Consider the following 18,840-nt stretch of genomic DNA (forward strand, 5'->3'; position numbering starts at 1 on the left):
AAGCGGGCACTCAGCAGTCGTAGCGGTGGGTGTATGGGGTGTCGGGGCCGTTGCGACAGACGAAGAAGTACATGCCGCCAAAGTCGCCCAGGGCCATGTCGTGCCCAAACGCGTCGAGGGCAGCGGGATCGGCCTCACTCAGCCGGTCGGCGTCGGCGAGAGGAGAGCGGGCGGGGACGACCACGACCCAGGGCATGGTCAGGGCGTGCTCGAAGACGAGCACGTCGACGGGGCCGACGTACTGGACGATGCCCACGTCGACGCGGTGGCTGCGGACCGCCTCGTACTGGTCGGCAAGGTCCAGTGCGGCGTAGGAGAAGGTGATGCCTGGTTCTTGGCCGCGCACCGCCGCGGTCAGGTCCGTCTAGGCGGATTTCTCGGCACACCACGGCCGGCAGGCGGATCCCAGGATCCTCGGTGGCGTCACAGGGCTTCGGTCCGTACCCACGATGAGAGTCCACGAACGAGAGGAACCCCAGCCGACGCGCGGCTGGGGTTCCTCGAGGCGGTGAGTAATCGGTCAGCAGGTGGAGTTGCCCACGCCGTAGACAGATCGTCCACGCGTCGGCGGACCGCACCACATCGCGATCACCGTGGATCAGGCGGGTCAGCGCTGCAGGGTGAGCAGGCCCGGCCGGTACGGCAGGGTGCCGTAGTCCCCGCCGTCGGTGCTGGGGTCGCGCCCTTGGTAGAGGAACTGCAGATTGCAGGGGTCAATGGTCTTGGTCTGGTCGGGGTTGGTGCGAACCAGATCGCCGTGGCTGATGTCCCTGGTCCAGGCCGTCGCGCCGCTGTTGGCACTGCCGGCGAAGGGGCTGGTCACGGTGTTGGCCTGCGGCTGCGGTGTCCACGTGCCGCCGAGGCTGGTGGCCGTGAACGAGCGGAAGTAGCGACCATACCCCGTGTAGTTCTGAGCCTCGACGATCATGAGGTACTGGTTCTGGCCCTGGACCTTGTAGACCTCCGGCGCCTCGAACAGGTTGAGCGCCGTGTCGCTCATGATCTTCGTGAACGAACCGAAGGTGCCCGGGAAGTTGCCGATGGGCATGCTGGCGCGGTAGATGCCGCCCTCGTCGTCGGCGAAGAACATGTACATGTTCGTGTCGTCGCCGATGAGGGTCACGTCGAGGGGGCCCCTCTTCCGGCTCGTGCCGTCGGGATCTACAACGTCCGGGAGGGTGGTCGTGAAGAGATCCTGCTGCGGGCCCCAGCCGTTGGGGTTGGTGGGGTCGCTAGAGGTGCGGTAGGAGAAGCTGTAGGGCCAACCCCCGTTGTAGGCGAGCACCCAGAGGTTCTTAGGGGCGAAGTAGAACAGCGTCGGCGCGATGCCGTCGAAGGGGATCGTGTTCTGGGTGGCGGTGGCCATGTCGGACCAGTTCGTGAAGGGGCTGAAGGCCGTCAATCCCCAGCGCCCGTCGTTACCGGCGAGGGTGTTGTGCGTCGTGGCATAGACGATGTGCTTGCCGTTGTGCTTCACGGTGGTGAAGTCCTTGAGCGCGACCCACCCCGCCTTCGGCTCCGCCAGCGGGCCGGTCGAGGTCCAGCGGTAGGTCGACGGAAGAGCACACGCGTTGCTCTCCCCGGACAGGCCGGTCCACTTCTGGTTGGCGCCGCCGTGGCACGACCAGATCTGCACTCCCGTGCCGTTGGCCTTGCCCCAGCCCGCGACCTCCAGGCACAGCCCGGACCGCACGCCGACGATCGTGCCGTCGGGGTTCACGCGCCACTGCTGGTTGTCACTGCCGTTGCACGTCCAGATCTGCACCGGGGTCCCGGACGTGGTAGCGCCGCCCCGGACATCCAGGCACTTGTTGCCGTACACGGTCAGCTGGTTGCTGTCCGTCAACGTCCACTGCTGGTTGATTCCGCCGTGGCAGTCCCAGATGTGCATGTTCGCGCCATCGGTCTGGCTGAAGCCCGACACATCGAGACAGCGGCCGGAATCAACACCGCGCACGTCGCTGGTGGTGGCCGCCTGAGCCGGGCTGGCGACGAGCAGCGCCGCCAACGCGGCCAGGGCCGCGACCGCGGCGGCGAGCACCGCGGACGGGCGTCTGCGGCTGAAAATACGTCTGTGCATAAGGACCTCGTCATCCTTGAGCAAGCGGCTCCGGTTGGCCCGTCAGAGGCTGCCCGGAGGCGGTGTGGTGCAGCCCTGCCTGTTCGCTATGCCGAACAAAGATCGAAGTGTCGAGCAAACTGGATAATAGGGTTCCGGTGATCAGCGTCAATACCTCGCGCAAAACTCGCGGGCAGAGACGTTCGCAGGCCGAAATTAGGCGGCTTCAATTGGCTCACGATCGTCCAGCTCCCCTCCTACAGCCCCGACTTGAACCCGGTGGAAGGGGTTTGGTCCCTGTTACGAAGAGACCCGATGGCCAACACCGCATTCACCGACCCTGACCACCTCACCCGCACCCTCCGTCAAGGCCTCGCCCACATCCAGCGCCGCCCGGGACTCATCGACGGCTGCCCCACCGAAACCGGCCTGACCCTCAACCCCGGCACCCGAAGCCAATCCGCCAAGGTCAGTAGTCATCCACCGCTCTGGCGAGCGGCTTTGCGAAGCAAGTCCCACAGGGTGTCGATGTGGTCGGGCAGCGTCGTCGTCGCGCCGATGGCGACGCGAATCGCGAAGTGACCGTTGACCGATGTGTGCGTGAGGAAGGAATACCCTTCGGCGTTGACCGCCTCCATTGCTGCCTTGGTAGCGGCGTCGTCGGGGCGCCCTTCCCGGTCGACGAGGTACAGACATACGAGTGCCAGTGATGGCGGGGTGGCCAGGGCGAAGCCCGACTCGCTCTCAATCCGGCCGGCCAAGGAGTTAGCCATAGCGACGTGGCCGCGGATGCTTTCGCGCAGGCCTTCCAGTCCGGCGCCGTGCACCACCGACCAGATCTTCAACGCACGCATACGACGGCCCAACGGGACCTGCCAGTCTCGGTAGTCGATGACTTCGCCCGATTCGGTCGCAGCGTTACGCAGGTACTCCGGCGTGATGGACAGCGCTGTGGGCAGCGCTCGGGCATCCCTCACCCACATGAACGAGGCGTCGAAGGCGGTGTAGAACCACTTGTGTGCGTCGGCGGCACACCCCGAGCGGGCCAGCCCCGAAGGGCGGCAGGAACCTCACGAGCCATCCAGCCCAGCGTCCTACGGAACGCTACGAGCGGCCAACCCGACCGCGCTCCGCTACGGCCAATACAAGTCGGGAACTTCAGCGCGAGGCGTCGGCTCGATGATCAGTGCCTCCATGGGTTTGCTGCGGTGAGGGCGCAGCACTTCCAGCCAGGCCACTCCGTCGTCCAGGAGACGTCCCATGTCTCCGAAGGCGTTCCGCCCCAGATCGACGTAGCAGCGTTCAGCCGGCTGGTCCCGACCGAACAGCCGTTGACCGTGCAACCTGACGTCTCCGAGGTCAACACCCCGCTGTTCCAACGCGACCAGGGCGCACGTCGCCGCCCGGCGTGACGGGATCGTCGGCGTACGCCTCCGGGGTCAGCGGCACGTAACGGATGTCGCGGTCGGCGGCCCGGGATCCAACACCGCGTCGCCGAAGGTCATCAGCCTGGGGCCGCTGAGTTCGTAGCACCGTCCGGCGTGGCCGTCCTCCGTGAGGGCGTCCACCGCCGGTTCCGCCATGTCCTCGGCGTCGATGAACGCCTCTTGCACGCACCCCTTCAACTCCCGTCTTGCAACTGGGGCTTGAAGAACGCGCCGGGCCGTTTTGTCAGGCTGCCGTGAGAGCCGGCCGGTGGGCGGCTCCGTCGCGGCCTGTTACGCGGGACGCGTTCGCAGGTAAAGCGCGTGCGACGAAAGCGTTGACGGAACCACGGCCCCCGCTTATCTTCTGATCGAATTTACGAACTACGTTCGTAATTACGGACAGGGACGGTCCCGCATGCCCCAGATGTCAGAGCAGCCCTCCGCCAGACGCCACAGGTCCCTGATCCTGTGTGTGCTCGCCGTACTGATCGCCATGGTGTCGGCGACGACACCGGCCACCGCCGCCGAGGGCCGCCCGTACACCAACCCGGTCAAGTCGCAGAAGGGCGCCGACCCCTGGCTCGAGTACTACAACGGCAACTACTACCTGGTCACCACATCCTTCACGGGTGTGCTGACCATGCGGAAGTCACCGACCCTGGCCGGACTCTCCACCGCCGCCAGCGTCCAGATCTGGAGCGACACCACCCCCACCCGCAACACCAACATCTGGGCACCCGAGATCCACTTCTTCGACGGCCACTGGTACCTGTACTACTCCGCGGCGCAGAGCGGTGTCGCCTGCTGCGACTCCCAGCGCACCCACGTCCTGGAAAGCGCGGGCACCGACCCCATGGGCCCGTACACCTATAAGAACCAGCTCAGCGGCTCCAACCTCAGCTCCGGCGGCTGGCTCATCGACGCCACGGTCCTGAAGACGAACAACAGCCTGTACCTGGTCGGCAGCGGCTACATCAACGGCAGTCCGCAGAGCCTGGTCATCGCGCCGATGAGCAACCCGTACACGCTGGCCAGCAGCACCTTCACCATCATCTCCAGCCCCACCGCGAGCTGGGAGACCTCGGGGGCCGCGGTCAACGAGGGACCCGAGCCGCTGTACCACGACGGCCGCACCTTCCTCACCTTCTCCGCCAGCTACTGCATGACCCCGGACTACAAGCTGGGCCAGCTGGAACTGACTGGTACCAACCCGCTGAACCCCGCTTCCTGGACGAAGAAGTCCACGCCGGTCTTCCAGCGCAACGACGCGGCGAGTGTCTACGGCCCCGGCCACAACGGCTTCTTCTCCTCGCCGGACGGCACCGAGAACTGGATCGTCTACCACGCCAACACCTCCGCGAGCGACGGCTGCGGCAACGAACGTACGACGCGGGCGCAGAAGTTCACCTGGAACGCGGACGGCACGCCGAACTTCGGCACCCCGGTCGCGCTCGGCACCACGCTGCCCGGCCCGTCGGGCGAGACGGCGACGACCCCGACCGCGTACACCCTGGTGAACCGCAACAGCGGCAAGTGCCTGGACGTCGAGGGCGGCAGCACCTTGGACGGCGCCCCCATCTTCCAGTGGAGCTGCCACGGCGGCGCCAACCAGAAGTGGCGCGTCGAGGACCTCGGCGACGACACCAGTCGGCTCGTCAACGTCGCGACCGGCAAGGTCGCGGACACCGCGAACTGCACCACGACCGACGGCACGGACATCGCGCAGTGGTCCTGGCTGAACAACAACTGCCAGAAGTTCCGACTGGTCCACACGGCCACCGGCGACTACGTGCGGATCGTGAACGAGAACAGCGGCAAGGTCGCCGACGTGGCCAACTGCGGCACCGCCGACGGGACCGACGTACGGCTGTGGACCTGGCTGAACAACAACTGCCAGCAGTGGCGCCTCGTCCCCACGACCTGACCTCCCTGCGCACCCCGTGATCTATGCGGACCGCTTCGTCCGTTCTACAAGCGGGGGCGTCCGACTCGGCCGGCGTCTCGCTCCTCCTCGGCCTGTTGCGAGGGGCAGCGGTGGCGGTCCCCTGCGGGCGCGAGGCGCCTGGGCACCTCGCGCCCCCCCAGAACGCGTGCCTGATTCCATCATTTCTCTGAGCACGTCACCATCAACGTCCGGCTGTACTTCACGGGTTTCACCCACCCCCCCACTCCTGCCGTACATCAACGCCGCTCCCACGCCGTCCGCGCACACGGCTTCCCCGCACTCGGCGACATGACCGGCGCCACCGTCCACCTCGCCGACTCCGGGGCCCCGACTCGGCCTCCGCCGACGGGGCCGCGCTGGTCCAGTAGACCTGCGGAAGCCGGCTCGACCAGCAGTTGACGCTGCGGAGCGTCACCTCCTGAGCGCCTCAGCCCCCTCGACCCGCACGTCTCCACGAAGAAGACGCGCACGTCCCCACGCGGAAGAGCCGCACGTCCCCACCCAGGAAGAAGGGCCGCATGCACACCGTCCGAAGACTCTCTGCCAGACTCACGGCCACGGCATCCGCCACCTGCCTGGCCGCTGTCGGACTCGCGCTCGTCCCGGCGGCAGACGCCTCGGCCGCGGGCGCGCCGCAGGGCGGCCACGTCTACGCGCTGACAGCGGCGCACAGCGGCAAGAACGCCGCCGTGCTGTCGGACTCCCTGGGCAACGGCGCGACGGTCGTGCAGAAGACCGCCTCCGGGGGCCCCGGCCAGTTGTGGGAGGCGGTCGACCACGGCGACGGCACCTTCTCGCTGGTCAACATCAACAGCGGCAAGTGCATGGAAGTCAAGAGCGGCTCCACAACCGCGGGAACCGCGATCGTCCAGGGGGCCTGCACCGGCGCCAGCAACCAGAGCTGGACCTTCAGCGGTTCGGCGATCGTCTCCGCCCGCAGCGGCCTGTGCCTGGACGTCTCCAGCAACTCCACCGCGGAGGACCGCGCGCTCATCCAGTGGACCTGCAAGAACACGACCAACCAGCAGTGGAGCCTGACCGAGCGCCCGCGCTCGGCGACCTGGGGCCCGGCCATGGTCAGCGGCGGCCAGAGCTTCAACGCGCAGACCATCCGGATGGTCGTCCACAACAACACCTCCGGCGCGGGGCTGCGCATCCGGCTGTCCAACCTGCGCAGCACGACCGCCCTCTCGGTCGGTGCCGTCACGGTGGCGGTCCAGTCCAGCGGCGCCGCCGCGGTCGCCGGCACCACGCGAACCGTGACCTTCGGCCGTTCGGCCACGCCGACCATCCCCGCCTGGCAGGAACTGACCAGCGACGTCATCGCGATGCCGGTCGTCGCGGAGCAGAACCTGCTGGTGAGCGTCTATCTCCCGGGCACCACCGGTGCCTCCACCTACCACTACGACGCCCACCAGACGTCGTACCTATCCGCTGCGGGCACCGGCAACCGCGCGGCCGAGGAGGCCGCGGCGAGCTTCACCACCACCACGGCCCGCTGGTTCTACGTCGCGGGACTCGACGTGGTGTCACCCACGGCCAAGGGAACCGTCGTGGCCATCGGCGACTCCATCACCGACGGCTCCAGCGCCACCGACAACGCCAACCGGCGCTGGCCCGACTACCTCGCCCGGCGGCTGCAGGCCGAGTCCGGCGGCCAGCGCCTCGGCGTGGTCAACGCGGGCATCGGCGGCAACCGCGTGGTCACCAACAGTCCGAGCGCGCAGCAGGGTATCGCGGCCATGACTCGGTTCTCCCATGACGTCCTGACCCAGCCGGGCGTGAAGAACGCCATCGTGCTGGAGGGCATCAACGACATCAACAACAGCAGCGTCACCGCCGCCCAGATCATCGCCGGCTACCAGACCATGATCGACCAGGCGCACCAGGCCGGTGTCCGGATCATCGGCGGGACCATCCTGCCGAACTCCACGCAGACCGCCGCCAAGGCCGCCATCCGCGCCCAGGTCAACGACTGGATCCGCACCAGCGGCGCCTTCGACGCGGTGATCGACTTCGACGCGGCGCTCCGGGACCCGGCCAACCCGGCGCAGCTGCTCCCCGCCTACGACAGCGGCGACCATCTGCACCCCAACAGCGCCGGCATGCAGGCCATCGCCAACACGGTGGACCTCTCGCTGCTCACCTCCTGAGCGGTACCCACCTCCCGGGCGGCGTAGTTCCGTCCGGTGCCCCCTCTTCCCCTACGGGGCACCGGACGGAACTGCCTCGAAGTTGCGCACAATATCCGATATTTCGAACATGCCCGAAACCTCTGGGCACTTCACGCAGAAATGGGACAAGCAGCGTTGGACAGAACCCTCAGGGCGGTCCTCGCCCTCCTCACCTCGGTGGCCGCCCTGCTGGGCCTCACCACTGCCCTCGGCGGCACGGCCGGAGCCGCGGCCCCGCCCGCCGGGCAGGCGACGCGGTACACGATGACCGCGTTCACCAACAACAGCGAGTCGAACATGTACGTGTACGACTCGCCTGACGCCACCGCGTTCACCCTGCGAAAGGGCCCGGCCTACGTTCCGCCGTCCGGGATGATCCGGGATCCCAGCATCTTCAAGCACACCGACGGCTTCTACTACCTCACCTACACCACTCGTACCTGGTCCGCGCTGAGCACCACCATCGGCTTCGCCCGCTCCACCGACCGCCTCAACTGGACCTTCCTGTACGACTACACGGTCCCGATCAGCGGCCTGGCCCGCGCCTGGGCGCCGGAGTGGTTCGTCGACACCGACGGCAGCGTCAACATCATCCTGTCGGCGTCCACGACCGCTGGTGGCGAGTTCACCTTCAAGCCGTACAAGCTCACCGCCACAAACTCCGCGCTCACGGCCTGGAGCACCCCCACCGCGCTGAGCGGCATCAGCCCCAACTACATCGACACCTTCATCGTCAAGATCGGCTCCACCTACCACGCGTTCACCAAGAACGAGACGACGAAGTACATCGAGTACGCCACCGCCTCCAACCTCACGGGTCCGTACACCTTCCAGAAGACCGGCAACTGGACGGGCTTCGGCGACTTCGTGGAGGGCCCCGCGCTCGTCCAGCTCGACAACGGCGGCTGGCGGATCTACTACGACGCTTACCGCGACACCAAGTACTGGTACAGCGACAGCTACGACAACTTCGCCACCTGGTCCGCGCCCACCGAACTGCCCGGCCTGAGCGGCACCGTCCGCCACCTGACCGTGCTCAAGGAAACGGTGTCCGGCGGCGCCACCCTGCCGACCAACACGACCCGTTCGCTCCAGTCCGTCAACTTCACCGGCCGCTACGGCGTCGTCCGCTCCGACAGCCTCGCCTACGCCGACCCGGTGACCGCCTCCAGCACCACCGCCGTCAAGCAGAGCGCCACCTGGACGATCGTCCCGGGCCTGGCCGACGCGAACTGCTACTCCTTCCGCGACTCCTCCGGCCGCTACCTGCGCCACTGGGACTTCCGGGTCCGGTTCGACGCGAGCAACGGAACGGACATCTTCAAGAAGGACGCCACGTACTGCGCCCGACCGGGTACGAACTCCGGCTCCGTCCGCCTGGAGTCGTACAACTACCCCGGCCGCTACATCCGGCACTACAACTACGCGCTGCGCGTGGACCCGTACCAGGCCACGGACACCTTCCGCGCCGACAGTTCCTTCACGGCGGTGAACCCCTGGGCCTGACCAGATCGCCTTCCGCAGGCTCTGAATGACGAGGGTCCCGCCCGTACCCGGGCGGGACCCTCCTGCTTCTCGCCGGTCGCCGGCCGCCGCGTCGGGAGCGCCGTACGCGGTGCTTCGGCCACCCGGCGCCCCTGCTGGTACGCGCCGACGACACGATCGCCTGGCACGAGCCTTCCTCCTACGCGCTCCCCCTCGGCTTGGCGGCACATGGTACGGAACCGCCGGAGCCGTTCCGTGCCGACTTGCCCCGGCGATCAGCTCCTGCTCTACACCGACGGGATCACCGAGGCACGCGACGCCGAGGGCCGCTTCTACCCGCTCGCCGAACGCGCTCACCGACGCGTCTCGTCGCCTTCCGCGGGTAAGCCCTGGTGCCGCCGCTGTCAGCAGCGCGGCAGCGGCACCAATAGTCACGCCGGCCGCACCAGCCCCCTCGCCCGGAAAGCGAGCAGCACGGTCGCCGGGCTACTCGCCCCGGCGCGGCGCGGTCATTCATGGACAGGCTGGTCGTTTCCGCCGGGTGGGGCAGCCGGGGGACGCTGGACGTCATGCTGGGGAACCGGAGCTGGTGCTGAAAGTCGGGGTCGATGTCGCCCGCGATGCCTCCGGGCTGTGGCGCCACCCCGCACACTGGCACCGCGCACGCCCTGACCCTCCCCCGCCGAGGTGCCCGGCCTGACGTCGCCGCACTGACGGCGGCCCGGACCCGGTGGCGACGCTGCGCCAGGGTGCATGACATGTGCACTACGCCGTTCGGCCCCCTCCTGAGAAGCGACACCATCGGCTCCACAGGCCCGACCACCTCCGGGAGGCCCTGTGATCCTGCTCGCCCTGCTCTTGCCCGCCCGGATGCTGGCATTCCTCTGCGCCATGGACGCCTTCGAGGACCACCTGTTCCCCCGCCCGACAACCGCGGACGACGCGAGACGCCCAGCCGACGACATACAAACCCGCTCCCCCTGACCGCCTCCAAGAGATCGGTCAGTCAGCCAAGGCGGGTGTCGAAGCCGACTCAAGGACGCGACTACGGCGCCCACGCCGCTCAGTCCAAAGCGCAGCAGGAAGATACGCCCCCGGGCCAACCGCCGCTGCGGGCCGTGACTGAGGCGCAGGGTGGGGCACACGCTTCAGACGCCCTCATGGACCGGCTCCCCGAGGGCGAGCGGTCGGACACGGGGACACCCGCCTCGCCCACGTCAGCCGGAAGCGCGCCCTGGAGCTGTCCGCGCCGACCAGCACCATGACCCGCACCCTGCTGAACATCGACGCGGCGGCGTGTTCCCACCACGACGGCGACACCGAGCAGGCGTGCCGCCGTACAGTCACCGGCCTGGTCCGCCGCCGCGCCCTGAACCTGTACGAGGCGATCCCCGCTCAGCACCACCACGAGCGCGCCGTACGCGAGTTGCGGGACGCCCTGGCCGCCTGAACCCGTGACCACACGTTGAGGGACGCCTGCGCGTGGCACGTCCTGGATACGGAGGTGCTATCGGTCGCCCAGGTCCGAATCCCAGCCCTCGGGACTCGGATGCTGGGACGGGACGACGGTGGTCGTGGCCGCCAGGATGTTGCCGTCTTGGTCCTACTGAATGGCCTGGTAGACCACGACTGGAGACATGGCGTACCTGGGCAAGCCGAGGGCTTCGAGTTCATCCGCATTCGCGCCGCGCGCTGTGACCTGTCGTTCGACACGCGTGCATCCGGGAAGCACTGGTGCCGGGAAGTCCTCTCCTCCGCGACTGACGGCGGGGTTGTGATCCGAGCGTACGCGGGAACACCAACATCCCGGCCCTGTCCGGACAACAGGGCGGCCCGAGCGGCGGGCGCGTCCGACCCTGACCGGACTGCCCGGCGACTACCGCGCTGGCCTGGTCCGCCGCCGCGCCCTGGACGGTGGTGCTGGGCGGGATCGCCCAGCACCACCGCGAGCGCGCTGACGGGAACTACGAGACGTCGATGTCGACTGTCCGCGACCGCTCCCACAGCGGGCGGGCATGCCCGGTCCCCTCGCAGTGGAAACACTGGCCGGCCACGGGTGTGCGGGCGCCGAGAGTGCTGATGCCGAGGGTGCCGATGGACTCCCGCAGGAGCTTGGTGATGCCTGCGATATGGCCGGTGTGCAGCGCCAGTTCCTGCCGCCTGCCGACCATGACCTCCAGCACGAGGTCGGGCACGAGAGCGGACTCGCCGATCCGACTGCCCCCGGAGAGGCCGCGCGTCACCGTAGCGATCAGGTCGTGAAGGTGGCCCATCGTCTCTGTCCCGGACAGTCCCACCCGCGCCGCGAGGACAATGTCGTCCGGCTCCGTGAACGACAGCAGCGCCGACGGCCGCTCGAACGGCACGCTGCGGCCGACCGGCTCGGGGTGGGCTGCGTGGAGACGGGACATCGCGTACCACAGGGCTCCCGGGTAGCCGTCAAAGTTTGCCCGCGCCGATTCCTTCTCCTGCTGCCTGCTGATCCCTGCCTTCCGGTTGATGACATCGGAGTACCTGAGTACGCCGTGACCAGGGCGCAATGCGCCGTGGCCTTCCTCATCCCGCCGGGTGGCGCGGCGACTTCGGAAGCCGTCCCGGCGGGCGGGCTGATCCGGGCGCTGGCCCATGCCGGTCAGGTTCGTCGGCGGAACAGGCCGCGGAGCTTGCCCGGCTCCTGGTCGTGGTCGTCTTCCGGCTCCGGCGGTGCGGCGGCCTGGAGGCGGGCGGCCTCGGCGGCGGCTTCCTTGCCTGCGAGGTAGTTGGTCCAGCAGTTGCGGCACATGTACGGGTTGCCGGTCTTCCAGGGATCCCGTGTGGTGCTCTCCTCCCAGCGCTGATCGGTGAACTTCTGGCCGCACTCCTGGCAGACCGGCCCCCGTGCCTCCCGCTCAGCAGCCCGGCGCTGTTTCTCTTCCGCGTGGGCGCGGGCGGCCTGGAGGTGGTAAAGGTCGTCGCCGTCGGGGTTGCCGAGAGCGACGGTCAGCGTCTGGTTGCCCGTCCGTCCCAGCCGCCGCCACACGGCCGTGTCCGCGCCGTGCTCCTGGAGTTGCTCCAGGGTGGTGACGCGGACGGGCACGGCCTGGCCGTAGTCGAGGGCGGTGATGCCCGGGTGGTAGGTGTCGTACCGGCGTGGTGCCCAGTAGGGTCGGCCGGCCTCCTCCAGCACGGCGACCGTGTTGGCGACCTTCGTGTCCGTGGTGTCCGCGAACACGAACGCCACCGGCGCCAGGCCCTCCCGGCCGGTCGGCGGGTAGATGCGGCGCCACAGCCGCTTGTCGTGGTCGATGTGCTCGATCGCGTCCGGCCGGGAGCGGGCTAGGACCTGTGTGATGTCGTGATCAATCGGCTGCTGGGCGGAGAACTGGGGAGTCTCCTTCGAGAAACTCAACAGGGAGGCAATTGCAGAGGATCACCTGGCAGCGGCTGGTTCGCCGGTTCCTGCTCGCTGCGGCCGGCCTTCCACGATCCGCCGCATCGACCCCGATGCTGGACGGATCACCGCGCAGCCCACGGAACCAACACGCAGCACAGTATGAGTCGAAGTCCCCTGAGTCGACCTGTCCTTGAAGCACATTCTGGGCTTTCCACGAAGACGGGCAGGGCACATGATGGCGGAATGGCTGCCAGCGAGGATCTGCTGTGGGACGCGGACGACAAGAGCATGCAGATGGTTCCGCGGCTCCGGCGCATCGGGGTGACGGCCGGCTGCCTCGGCTTCTTCGGCCTGCTGATGTGGACGGACTCGGACGCCACATGGGTCCTCTACGCAGGTGCCGTCTACCTGCTCGGGGAGATCGCGTACTGGGGGTGGGACCGACGGCGCCTGGTCGAGGCGCGCATCGTCCCGGGTGGAGCCGACGGTCCTGCCAGAGTCCGCCTCCGCCGCGTCGGCGGACGGACCACCGAACACGACCCCCAGCACGTCACCCGCGTCGTCCTCATTCACGACAACGTGCACGACCTGGCAACACTCCGCCTGAACGTGCACGGCAGGCAGCGCCTCTTCGGCCGCCCGGCCCGCCCCCCGGCACTCACGACCTTGCGCCATACCTGCCCGAAAGCCGAAGTCAGCGACAGAGCCGCCCGATGGGGCATGCCAGGAATCCCCGACTAGGGCCTGCGTGATGTCGTGATCAGGCGGTTGCCTTCAGCAGGTCATTGATCCAGATCATCGAGGCGCGGAGGTGGAGGCCGGCGAGGTAGCTCTCGGGTGTCTTGTCGTATCGAGTCGCGATGCCCCGCCAGGCCTTCAGCTTGTTGATCAGGCGCTCGACGGTGTTCCGCTCCTTGTAGAGATCGACGTCGTGACATGTGGGCCGACCGCCCCGGCTGCCCTTCTTCTTTCGGTTGGCTGCCTGGTCCTTCTTCTCCGGGATGACTGCTTTGATATTGCGTTTGCGCAGGTAAGAGCGGTTGGCGCGGGACGAGTAGGCCTTGTCCGCAGCGACAGCTCCAGGCCGAGTTAGGGGACGGCCGACCGGCAGGCGGACCAGCACCTTCTGCAGCACGGGGACGAACTGCGGGCTGTCGGCTGCCTGTCCCGCGGTCAGGACGAACGACAACAGACGGCACCGGCGGTCCGCGGCGAGATGAACCTTGCTCGTCAACCCCCCTCGGGACCTGCCGAGCAGGGCTTCCTTCAGACGCAACTTGCGTCGTCGCCTGATGCGCCGCCGCTCTTCCCGGCCGGGGTCGTCGCTTCCGTCCTGTCCGGTCTGTAACGGCGGGCCGCCCCCTTTTGCCGGGTCCGCTCCTGCTCGGCGGCGGCTTCCTCAAGGGCGTCCAAGACCTCCTTGCCGATGCACATCCCGGCGGCGTCGTGATGGGCGCGGGCGGTCGTGGAGTCCACGCTGACCAAAGACAAGTCCGTCTGCCCTTGACAAGCGGCCTCGGCGATCACGCCTTCCAGCAGTGCGGTGAAGACGCCGGCGTCCCTCCAGACACGGAAGCGGCCATAGACCGTCGCCCATGGGCCGAACTCGCCGGGCATCTCCCGCCACTGGCTGCTGGTGCGGAACCGCCAGATCACCCCCTCGAACTGCTCCCGCAGCCGCTCGGGGTACGGGCCGTACTCGCCTATCGGCAAGAACGGCTCAATCAACTTCCACTGCTTTTCGGTGAGTTGCCTGCGCGTCACGATCGTCTTCCTACCGGATCAGCCATCCAGGCGGACCCGGATCGGCAAGATTGATCACGACGTCACACAGGCCCTAGGTCCATGGTGTGCTTGTCCGCGTCCGGCGGCAGCAGTCGGCCCCACTGCCAGTACCGGTGCAGCTTGTGCACCAGGTCGTGGGTGTCCTCGCGGCGGCGGTCGATCTCCAGCAGCATGACCGGCACTCCCGAGGCCGGCGCCCGTATCACCAGGTCCGCCCGCTGCACCTACCCGTTGCCGAGCCGGTGGCCGATCTCGGTCTGGAAGCCGAGCCGGTGGCCGATCCCAGCGTGATGGAGTTCGGCGGCCGTGGAGGTGACCGCTGCGGCGTGGTCGTCGTAGCCGGTGCCGAGCAGCTTCCCGGTGACCGGGTCGTACTTCTCTTCGCGGAGCACCGAGACTCGTATGTCTTTCGGCTCCAGCAGTGTCTTCGCTTCGCTGTGTCGTCGCTTGGTGAGCACCCATACCTGTCGCTGGTCGTCCTGGACCGATTCGATCCTCACCAGGTGGTGTTCCTCCAGATCCAGGCGGTTGTCCCGCGTGAGCTTGTCGTGCTGGATGCCCGGGCGGGTCAGCTTCCACAGCTGATCGGGCGTCGCTTTCTGAAAGCTCCCCAGCGCTTGCAGCCGTTCCCTGCGTCGAGGTTCGGTCGAAGTCGTGTCGACCTGTGACAGCGGAGTTGGACGGTTTGCCACCGAAGTTGGACCAACGCTGTTTAGCGACGAAGAAGTTGGACCGATTGGGGTGGGTACATACTCAGTGAGGGTGCCTCGTTGGGGTGCTTCGCGGGGTTTTGGTATGTGATCGTGTGGCTGGCTTCTACCGTCGCGGGTGATGAGCCCGCCGAGGTGCGCGGGCGTTGAGGCGAGGGTGGGCGGTGGCGGTGCCGTCGTTGATGGCCGCGTTGCAGGCCAGAGCGGACAAGGTCCAGATGCGGGCCGGGCCGGACGATGGCGGCGGGCCCACCGGATTTCCGGGCGGTCGGGCCGTCATGGTAACTAGGATTGACCCATGACTGGTCGACGTCAGCTGATACTTCGTCTATCACTGCCCCTGCCCCTGCTGTTAACGTCCACGCTCTCCCTGTCGGCCTGCAGCTCGACGCCCTCCAAGGCCACGGTGGCGGCGCGCGGGTTTGCCAAGTCCTCCTGCGCCTCCCTGCAGCAGCTGACCGACCACCTCGCCCGCTCCCGGCCGTCGGATCTGACCGACCCCTACTACCGGACCGCCGAGCAGTACCTGAACACGGCGACCAACCGCGCCGCCGACGCGGCTCAACAGGACCACGGCTACCAGGAGTTCGCCGACACCCTGCACCGGGCGGCCGTGACCTGGCAGGTCACCTTCACGCTGGACAAGGCCGAGCCGCTGATCCAGCAGGCGCGGAAGGAGAAGTGCTGACGCTCTCGACGTGAACTAGAGCGTGTATCGAGAGTATTTCCGGAGCGGTCGTCGGGCCGCTCCGCTACCGTGCGGCCATGGCGAACTTTGTGCTAATTGCAGGTGCGCGACTCGGATCGTGGGCGTGGGACGATGTGGTGCCGCATCTGCGTGCGGCCAGCCATGGCGTCCACCCGCTGACGCTGTCCGGCCTCGCTGAGAAGCAAGGTGTACCGGCTGGTCAGCAGACCCACGTATCGCTTACGGCCAAGACACCGGTCACCGCTGCCAGTACGCCTCGTCCGTCGACGGCAAGGCCCGGTGGGTCAATGTCCCGGTGAGCGTCGGCGAGCGCGGGGTCATCTTCAACAACGGCCGCTCGCCGGAGTCTCCTTGAGGTTGTTTTCATGAAGGGCCAGGAGCGGGACGGAAGCAAGGGACGGAGCGACGCTTCGTCCGCGCCGTACACCGCCGACGCCCACGACAGCATCCCCGCCAAAAAACTTCTGTTCCGCCTCGCGCTCACTCACCCCGAGATCTCCATCGTCTGAGACAGCGAAACGCCCGCCCGACGCCAATGGCTTCATCGTCCTTCCACGCAGGTGGGTAGTGGAACGCTCCCGGTCGTGGATCATGAGGGCCCGCCGCCACTGCCGCGACCACGAACGCCTCCCCGGAATGAGCGAATCCCTCATCACCTGGGCCGCCATCACCTTGATGACCCGACGGCTCACCCGCCGCAGGACCCACCCATCCGAACGCCGTGACGTCACCCACGGCTACGTGATGCCAGAAGCCGCCTGATCAGTCCGCTGGACCGGACGGAACGAGCTCAGGGCAGGTCAGAAATGGCAGGGGGGTGGCTGAAGTCGGCCACTTGGGACAAGTCGACGGTGCCACCGCTGAAGCGGGCTGGCGGTGCCGTGCGGTAGTTCGACGCCGTGCCCGTCACTCCGGCCCGCAACGGTCCCGTCGGCTGCTGGCCCCAGCCCCGCTACCACCGGGATCCCGCACCCTCGGTGGCAGCCCTTGCCGCCGGCCTCGGCGCCACGACATTCACCTCTGTCACCTGGCGACACGGCTCGCGAGGGGAGTTACGCTCCCGCTTCGCCGCGGTGCGCGTGCGGCCTGCGGGCAAGGCGGTCGAGCGTCCGATCAAGGCCGCAGCCTCAGCCGAACAGGGCTGGTGGGACGGGATCCTGCCCGACTGCTGGCTGCTGATCGAATGGCCCGCCGATGCCGAGGCGCCGACCGACTACTGGCTGTCCAACCTGCCCGCCGACACCCCGATCGCCGACCTGGTCCGCCTGGCCAAGGTCCGCTGGCGTATCGAGCACGACTACCGCGAACTCAAGCACGGCCTGGGCCTGGACCACTTCGAGGGCCGTTCCTGGGCGGGCTGGCACCACCACGTCACCCTCGTGACCGCCGCCCATGCCTTCCTCACCGAACAGCGCCTGGCCCCAAAAGTGCCCGCACCGGGCTCACCCTCTACCAGGTCCTCGACACCCTCCAGAACATCCCGAGGTGTTGGACCGGCATCTGCACCACCTGCCAGCAGCCCCTACCCAGCAGGACACACACGACGCCAAGCTCGAGACAGACCTAACGGAGTCCTATGAGAAGCCGTTGTCATACCGATCATGCTGAGCGCGAGTTCGACTATGCCGACTCGGTCGTGCGATCTTTCAGCTGGCCCTGGCATGGATGGACGTCCTTGCCGTCAGTGCACCCCGGGTCCGAACCGGCGCTTGTACGCCGACGGAGTGATGCCCGTCTCGCGACGCATCAGCGTGCGCAGGTTGGTAGCGGTGCCCAGACCGCTCCGCCGTGCGACTACCTCGAAGCGTGATTCGCCTCGCTCGATCAGTCGGCAGGCCAGGGCGAGCCGTTCCCCCGTGAGCCACATCAACGGGGTCGTTCCCAGCTGCGCCCGGAAGCGGCGGTGCAGTGTAGCCGGGCTGACCGCCGCCCGCGCCGCAAGGTCTGAGATCGTGAGTGGTGAGTCGAGCCGTTCCTGCGCCCAGGCCAAGACGGGTGCCAGGGATTCGTCGGGGAGGTCGGGCAGGGGTCGCTCGACAAACTGACGCTGCCCGCCGTCGCGGTGCGCCGCGAAGACCAGCCGTCGGCTTACGGAGTTGGCAACCTCGGCGCCGTGGTCGCGGCGGACCACGTGCAGGCCGAGGTCGAGTGCGGCCGCGCTTCCTGCGGCGGTGAGGATGTCACCGTCGTCCACGAACAGCACGTCTGATTCGAGGTGGACGGCAGGGAAGCGGGCACGGAAGGCATCAGCCCACTGCCAGTGGGCTGTGGCCCGGCGCCCGTCGAGGACTCCGGCCTCGGCCAGGGTGAAGGCGCCGCTGCAGAAGCCGATCATGCGTGCGCCGCGCGCGTGTGCCCGTCGGATGGTGTCGAGCACGGCGGGTCGGCGGGGCACCTCGACGTCAGGGCGGTTGGGGACGATCAAGGTGTCTGCTGTATCGGCTGCCTCCAAGCCGGCGACTGCTGTGAGGGTGAAGAATCCGTCTCGCATCGGGGTGGAGGGCTCGGGGGAGCAGAGCCGAAAGTCGTAGAGATCGCGGCCGATCTCCGGCCTGCGCAGGCCGAAGATTTCCGTCGCGCAGCCGAGCTCGAACGGGTTCGAGTTCTCGTCCACGATCACGACCACCCGATGTACGCCTGCCGCGTGAGCTTGGTGCGAGGATTCTTTCGCCATGTGCAATTCCTAGCACTCACGCTGCCCATGCGAAGCTGCCGAGGATGAGGCCATGAGCAACCAGCCGATCTCTCTTCGCCAGGCCCTGGACTCCTTCGATGCACTATGGAGTCCGCGCATCGTCACGCGCGTCAACGACTACGACGTCCGGGTCGCCAAGGTCGAGGGCGAACACATCTGGCACGTCCACGACGACACGGACGAGTTCTTCTTGGTGCTCGACGGGGAGCTGCACATCTCCTTGCGCGAGCCCGAGGATGAGCGCACGGTCCTGCTGCGGCAGGGGGCGGTCTTCACCGTCCCCGCAGGTACGGAGCACAAGCCGTACGCGCCGTCCGGAGCGGCGATCCTCATGTTCGAGCCGACCGGGACGCCGACCGTGGGCGACCGCCACGACGAGATCCCCGCTCACGTGGACGCGACGACCGGACACATCCTCAACGCGTGAGCGGACAGGCAAAAGTCGGGACTACCAACGGGTGATCTTGCCGCAACCCAG

17 protein-coding genes and 6 pseudogenes are annotated in these 18,840 nt (G+C 67.8%); 13 read left to right on the forward strand and 10 right to left on the reverse strand.

The window, feature by feature from the left end; translation table 11 throughout:
• Positions 1 to 10 precede the first annotated feature (10 nt).
• Together RM704_RS05975 and RM704_RS05980 are read right to left on the reverse strand one after the other, a co-directional pair.
• Positions 11 to 346 carry a LysR substrate-binding domain-containing protein gene (locus tag RM704_RS05975; protein ID WP_033532213.1) on the reverse strand — a complete coding sequence of 112 codons (336 nt, stop codon included), beginning with the start codon at positions 344 to 346 and terminating at the stop codon, positions 11 to 13.
• 261 nt (positions 347 to 607) lie between these two features.
• On the reverse strand, positions 608 to 2,080 hold the full coding sequence (locus RM704_RS05980; protein ID WP_192829861.1) for a non-reducing end alpha-L-arabinofuranosidase family hydrolase: 1,473 nt from the start codon (positions 2,078 to 2,080) through the stop codon (positions 608 to 610).
• A gap of 207 nt (positions 2,081 to 2,287) precedes the next feature.
• Between RM704_RS05980 and RM704_RS05985 the strand changes: the two are divergent.
• Positions 2,288 to 2,497 (forward strand): annotated as a pseudogene (locus tag RM704_RS05985) (transposase); the annotation flags it as partial.
• 38 nt (positions 2,498 to 2,535) lie between these two features.
• Here the strand turns inward: RM704_RS05985 and RM704_RS05990 are convergent.
• Positions 2,536 to 3,108 carry a pyridoxal-dependent decarboxylase gene (locus RM704_RS05990; protein WP_311590236.1) on the reverse strand — a complete coding sequence of 191 codons (573 nt, stop codon included), beginning with the start codon at positions 3,106 to 3,108 and terminating at the stop codon, positions 2,536 to 2,538.
• A gap of 159 nt (positions 3,109 to 3,267) precedes the next feature.
• Here RM704_RS05990 and RM704_RS05995 point away from each other — a divergent pair, with 159 nt between their 5' ends.
• Positions 3,268 to 3,471, forward strand: a complete 204-nt coding sequence (locus RM704_RS05995; RefSeq protein WP_033532211.1) for a hypothetical protein — start codon at positions 3,268 to 3,270, stop codon at positions 3,469 to 3,471.
• Between the two features lie 27 nt (positions 3,472 to 3,498).
• Here the strand turns inward: RM704_RS05995 and RM704_RS06000 are convergent, their stop codons facing one another.
• On the reverse strand, positions 3,499 to 3,672 hold the full coding sequence (locus RM704_RS06000) for a Rossmann-fold NAD(P)-binding domain-containing protein (RefSeq protein WP_157856825.1): 174 nt from the start codon (positions 3,670 to 3,672) through the stop codon (positions 3,499 to 3,501).
• A gap of 307 nt (positions 3,673 to 3,979) precedes the next feature.
• Between RM704_RS06000 and RM704_RS06005 the strand changes: the two genes are divergently transcribed.
• The 5 genes and pseudogenes from RM704_RS06005 (at position 3,980) to RM704_RS06025 (ending at position 10,540) form a co-directional block, all read left to right on the forward strand.
• Positions 3,980 to 5,410, forward strand: a complete 1,431-nt coding sequence (locus RM704_RS06005; protein WP_438828898.1) for a family 43 glycosylhydrolase — start codon at positions 3,980 to 3,982, stop codon at positions 5,408 to 5,410.
• A gap of 539 nt (positions 5,411 to 5,949) precedes the next feature.
• Positions 5,950 to 7,584, forward strand: coding sequence for a GDSL-type esterase/lipase family protein (locus tag RM704_RS06010; protein WP_033532210.1), 1,635 nt, complete (start codon positions 5,950 to 5,952; stop codon positions 7,582 to 7,584).
• 156 nt (positions 7,585 to 7,740) lie between these two features.
• Positions 7,741 to 9,111 carry a glycoside hydrolase family 43 protein gene (locus RM704_RS06015; protein ID WP_078937531.1) on the forward strand — a complete coding sequence of 457 codons (1,371 nt, stop codon included), beginning with the start codon at positions 7,741 to 7,743 and terminating at the stop codon, positions 9,109 to 9,111.
• 113 nt (positions 9,112 to 9,224) lie between these two features.
• A pseudogene (locus RM704_RS06020) lies at positions 9,225 to 9,447 on the forward strand (SpoIIE family protein phosphatase); the annotation flags it as partial.
• Positions 9,448 to 10,351: 904 nt separating this feature from the next.
• Positions 10,352 to 10,540, forward strand: a complete 189-nt coding sequence (locus tag RM704_RS06025; RefSeq protein WP_311589925.1) for a hypothetical protein — start codon at positions 10,352 to 10,354, stop codon at positions 10,538 to 10,540.
• A gap of 514 nt (positions 10,541 to 11,054) precedes the next feature.
• Here RM704_RS06025 and RM704_RS06030 read toward each other — a convergent pair.
• On the reverse strand, positions 11,055 to 11,501 hold the full coding sequence (locus RM704_RS06030) for a hypothetical protein (protein WP_311589926.1): 447 nt from the start codon (positions 11,499 to 11,501) through the stop codon (positions 11,055 to 11,057).
• A gap of 221 nt (positions 11,502 to 11,722) precedes the next feature.
• On the reverse strand, positions 11,723 to 12,478 hold the full coding sequence (locus RM704_RS06035) for a hypothetical protein (protein ID WP_311589929.1): 756 nt from the start codon (positions 12,476 to 12,478) through the stop codon (positions 11,723 to 11,725).
• 228 nt (positions 12,479 to 12,706) lie between these two features.
• Here RM704_RS06035 and RM704_RS06040 point away from each other — a divergent pair, with 228 nt between their 5' ends.
• A complete protein-coding gene (locus RM704_RS06040; RefSeq protein ID WP_033532207.1) occupies positions 12,707 to 13,204 on the forward strand; it encodes a hypothetical protein in 498 nt (165 codons plus the stop codon).
• A 19-nt stretch (positions 13,205 to 13,223) separates the two neighbouring features.
• Here the strand turns inward: RM704_RS06040 and RM704_RS06045 are convergent.
• The 3 genes and pseudogenes from RM704_RS06045 to RM704_RS06055 form a co-directional block, all read right to left on the reverse strand.
• Positions 13,224 to 14,227 (reverse strand): annotated as a pseudogene (locus tag RM704_RS06045) (IS5 family transposase).
• A 62-nt stretch (positions 14,228 to 14,289) separates the two neighbouring features.
• A complete protein-coding gene (locus RM704_RS06050; RefSeq protein ID WP_311589933.1) occupies positions 14,290 to 14,421 on the reverse strand; it encodes a hypothetical protein in 132 nt (43 codons plus the stop codon).
• Positions 14,422 to 14,472: 51 nt separating this feature from the next.
• Complete coding sequence (locus RM704_RS06055; RefSeq protein ID WP_311589935.1) at positions 14,473 to 14,748, reverse strand: hypothetical protein; 276 nt, start codon at positions 14,746 to 14,748, stop codon at positions 14,473 to 14,475.
• Positions 14,749 to 15,256: 508 nt separating this feature from the next.
• On the opposite strand from RM704_RS06055, the gene RM704_RS06060 reads away from it, so the two are divergent.
• The 4 genes and pseudogenes from RM704_RS06060 to RM704_RS06075 all read left to right on the forward strand — a co-directional run.
• Positions 15,257 to 15,646, forward strand: coding sequence for a hypothetical protein (locus RM704_RS06060; protein ID WP_157856824.1), 390 nt, complete (start codon positions 15,257 to 15,259; stop codon positions 15,644 to 15,646).
• 77 nt (positions 15,647 to 15,723) lie between these two features.
• Positions 15,724 to 15,882 (forward strand): annotated as a pseudogene (locus tag RM704_RS06065) (alpha/beta hydrolase); the annotation flags it as partial.
• 213 nt (positions 15,883 to 16,095) lie between these two features.
• Positions 16,096 to 16,363 (forward strand): annotated as a pseudogene (locus tag RM704_RS06070) (IS5-like element IS4811 family transposase); the annotation flags it as partial.
• Positions 16,364 to 16,560: 197 nt separating this feature from the next.
• Positions 16,561 to 17,145 (forward strand): annotated as a pseudogene (locus RM704_RS06075) (IS701 family transposase); the annotation flags it as partial.
• A 203-nt stretch (positions 17,146 to 17,348) separates the two neighbouring features.
• Here RM704_RS06075 and RM704_RS06080 read toward each other — a convergent pair.
• Complete coding sequence (locus tag RM704_RS06080) at positions 17,349 to 18,341, reverse strand: GlxA family transcriptional regulator (RefSeq protein WP_033532203.1); 993 nt, start codon at positions 18,339 to 18,341, stop codon at positions 17,349 to 17,351.
• A gap of 52 nt (positions 18,342 to 18,393) precedes the next feature.
• Between RM704_RS06080 and RM704_RS06085 the strand changes: the two genes are divergently transcribed.
• Positions 18,394 to 18,789 (forward strand): cupin domain-containing protein, encoded by a 396-nt coding sequence (locus RM704_RS06085; RefSeq protein WP_033532202.1) that lies wholly within the window; start codon positions 18,394 to 18,396, stop codon positions 18,787 to 18,789.
• Positions 18,790 to 18,840 lie beyond the last annotated feature (51 nt).

This window comes from Streptomyces gottesmaniae (genome assembly GCF_031845845.1).
GTDB classification, from domain to species: domain Bacteria; phylum Actinomycetota; class Actinomycetes; order Streptomycetales; family Streptomycetaceae; genus Streptomyces; species Streptomyces akebiae.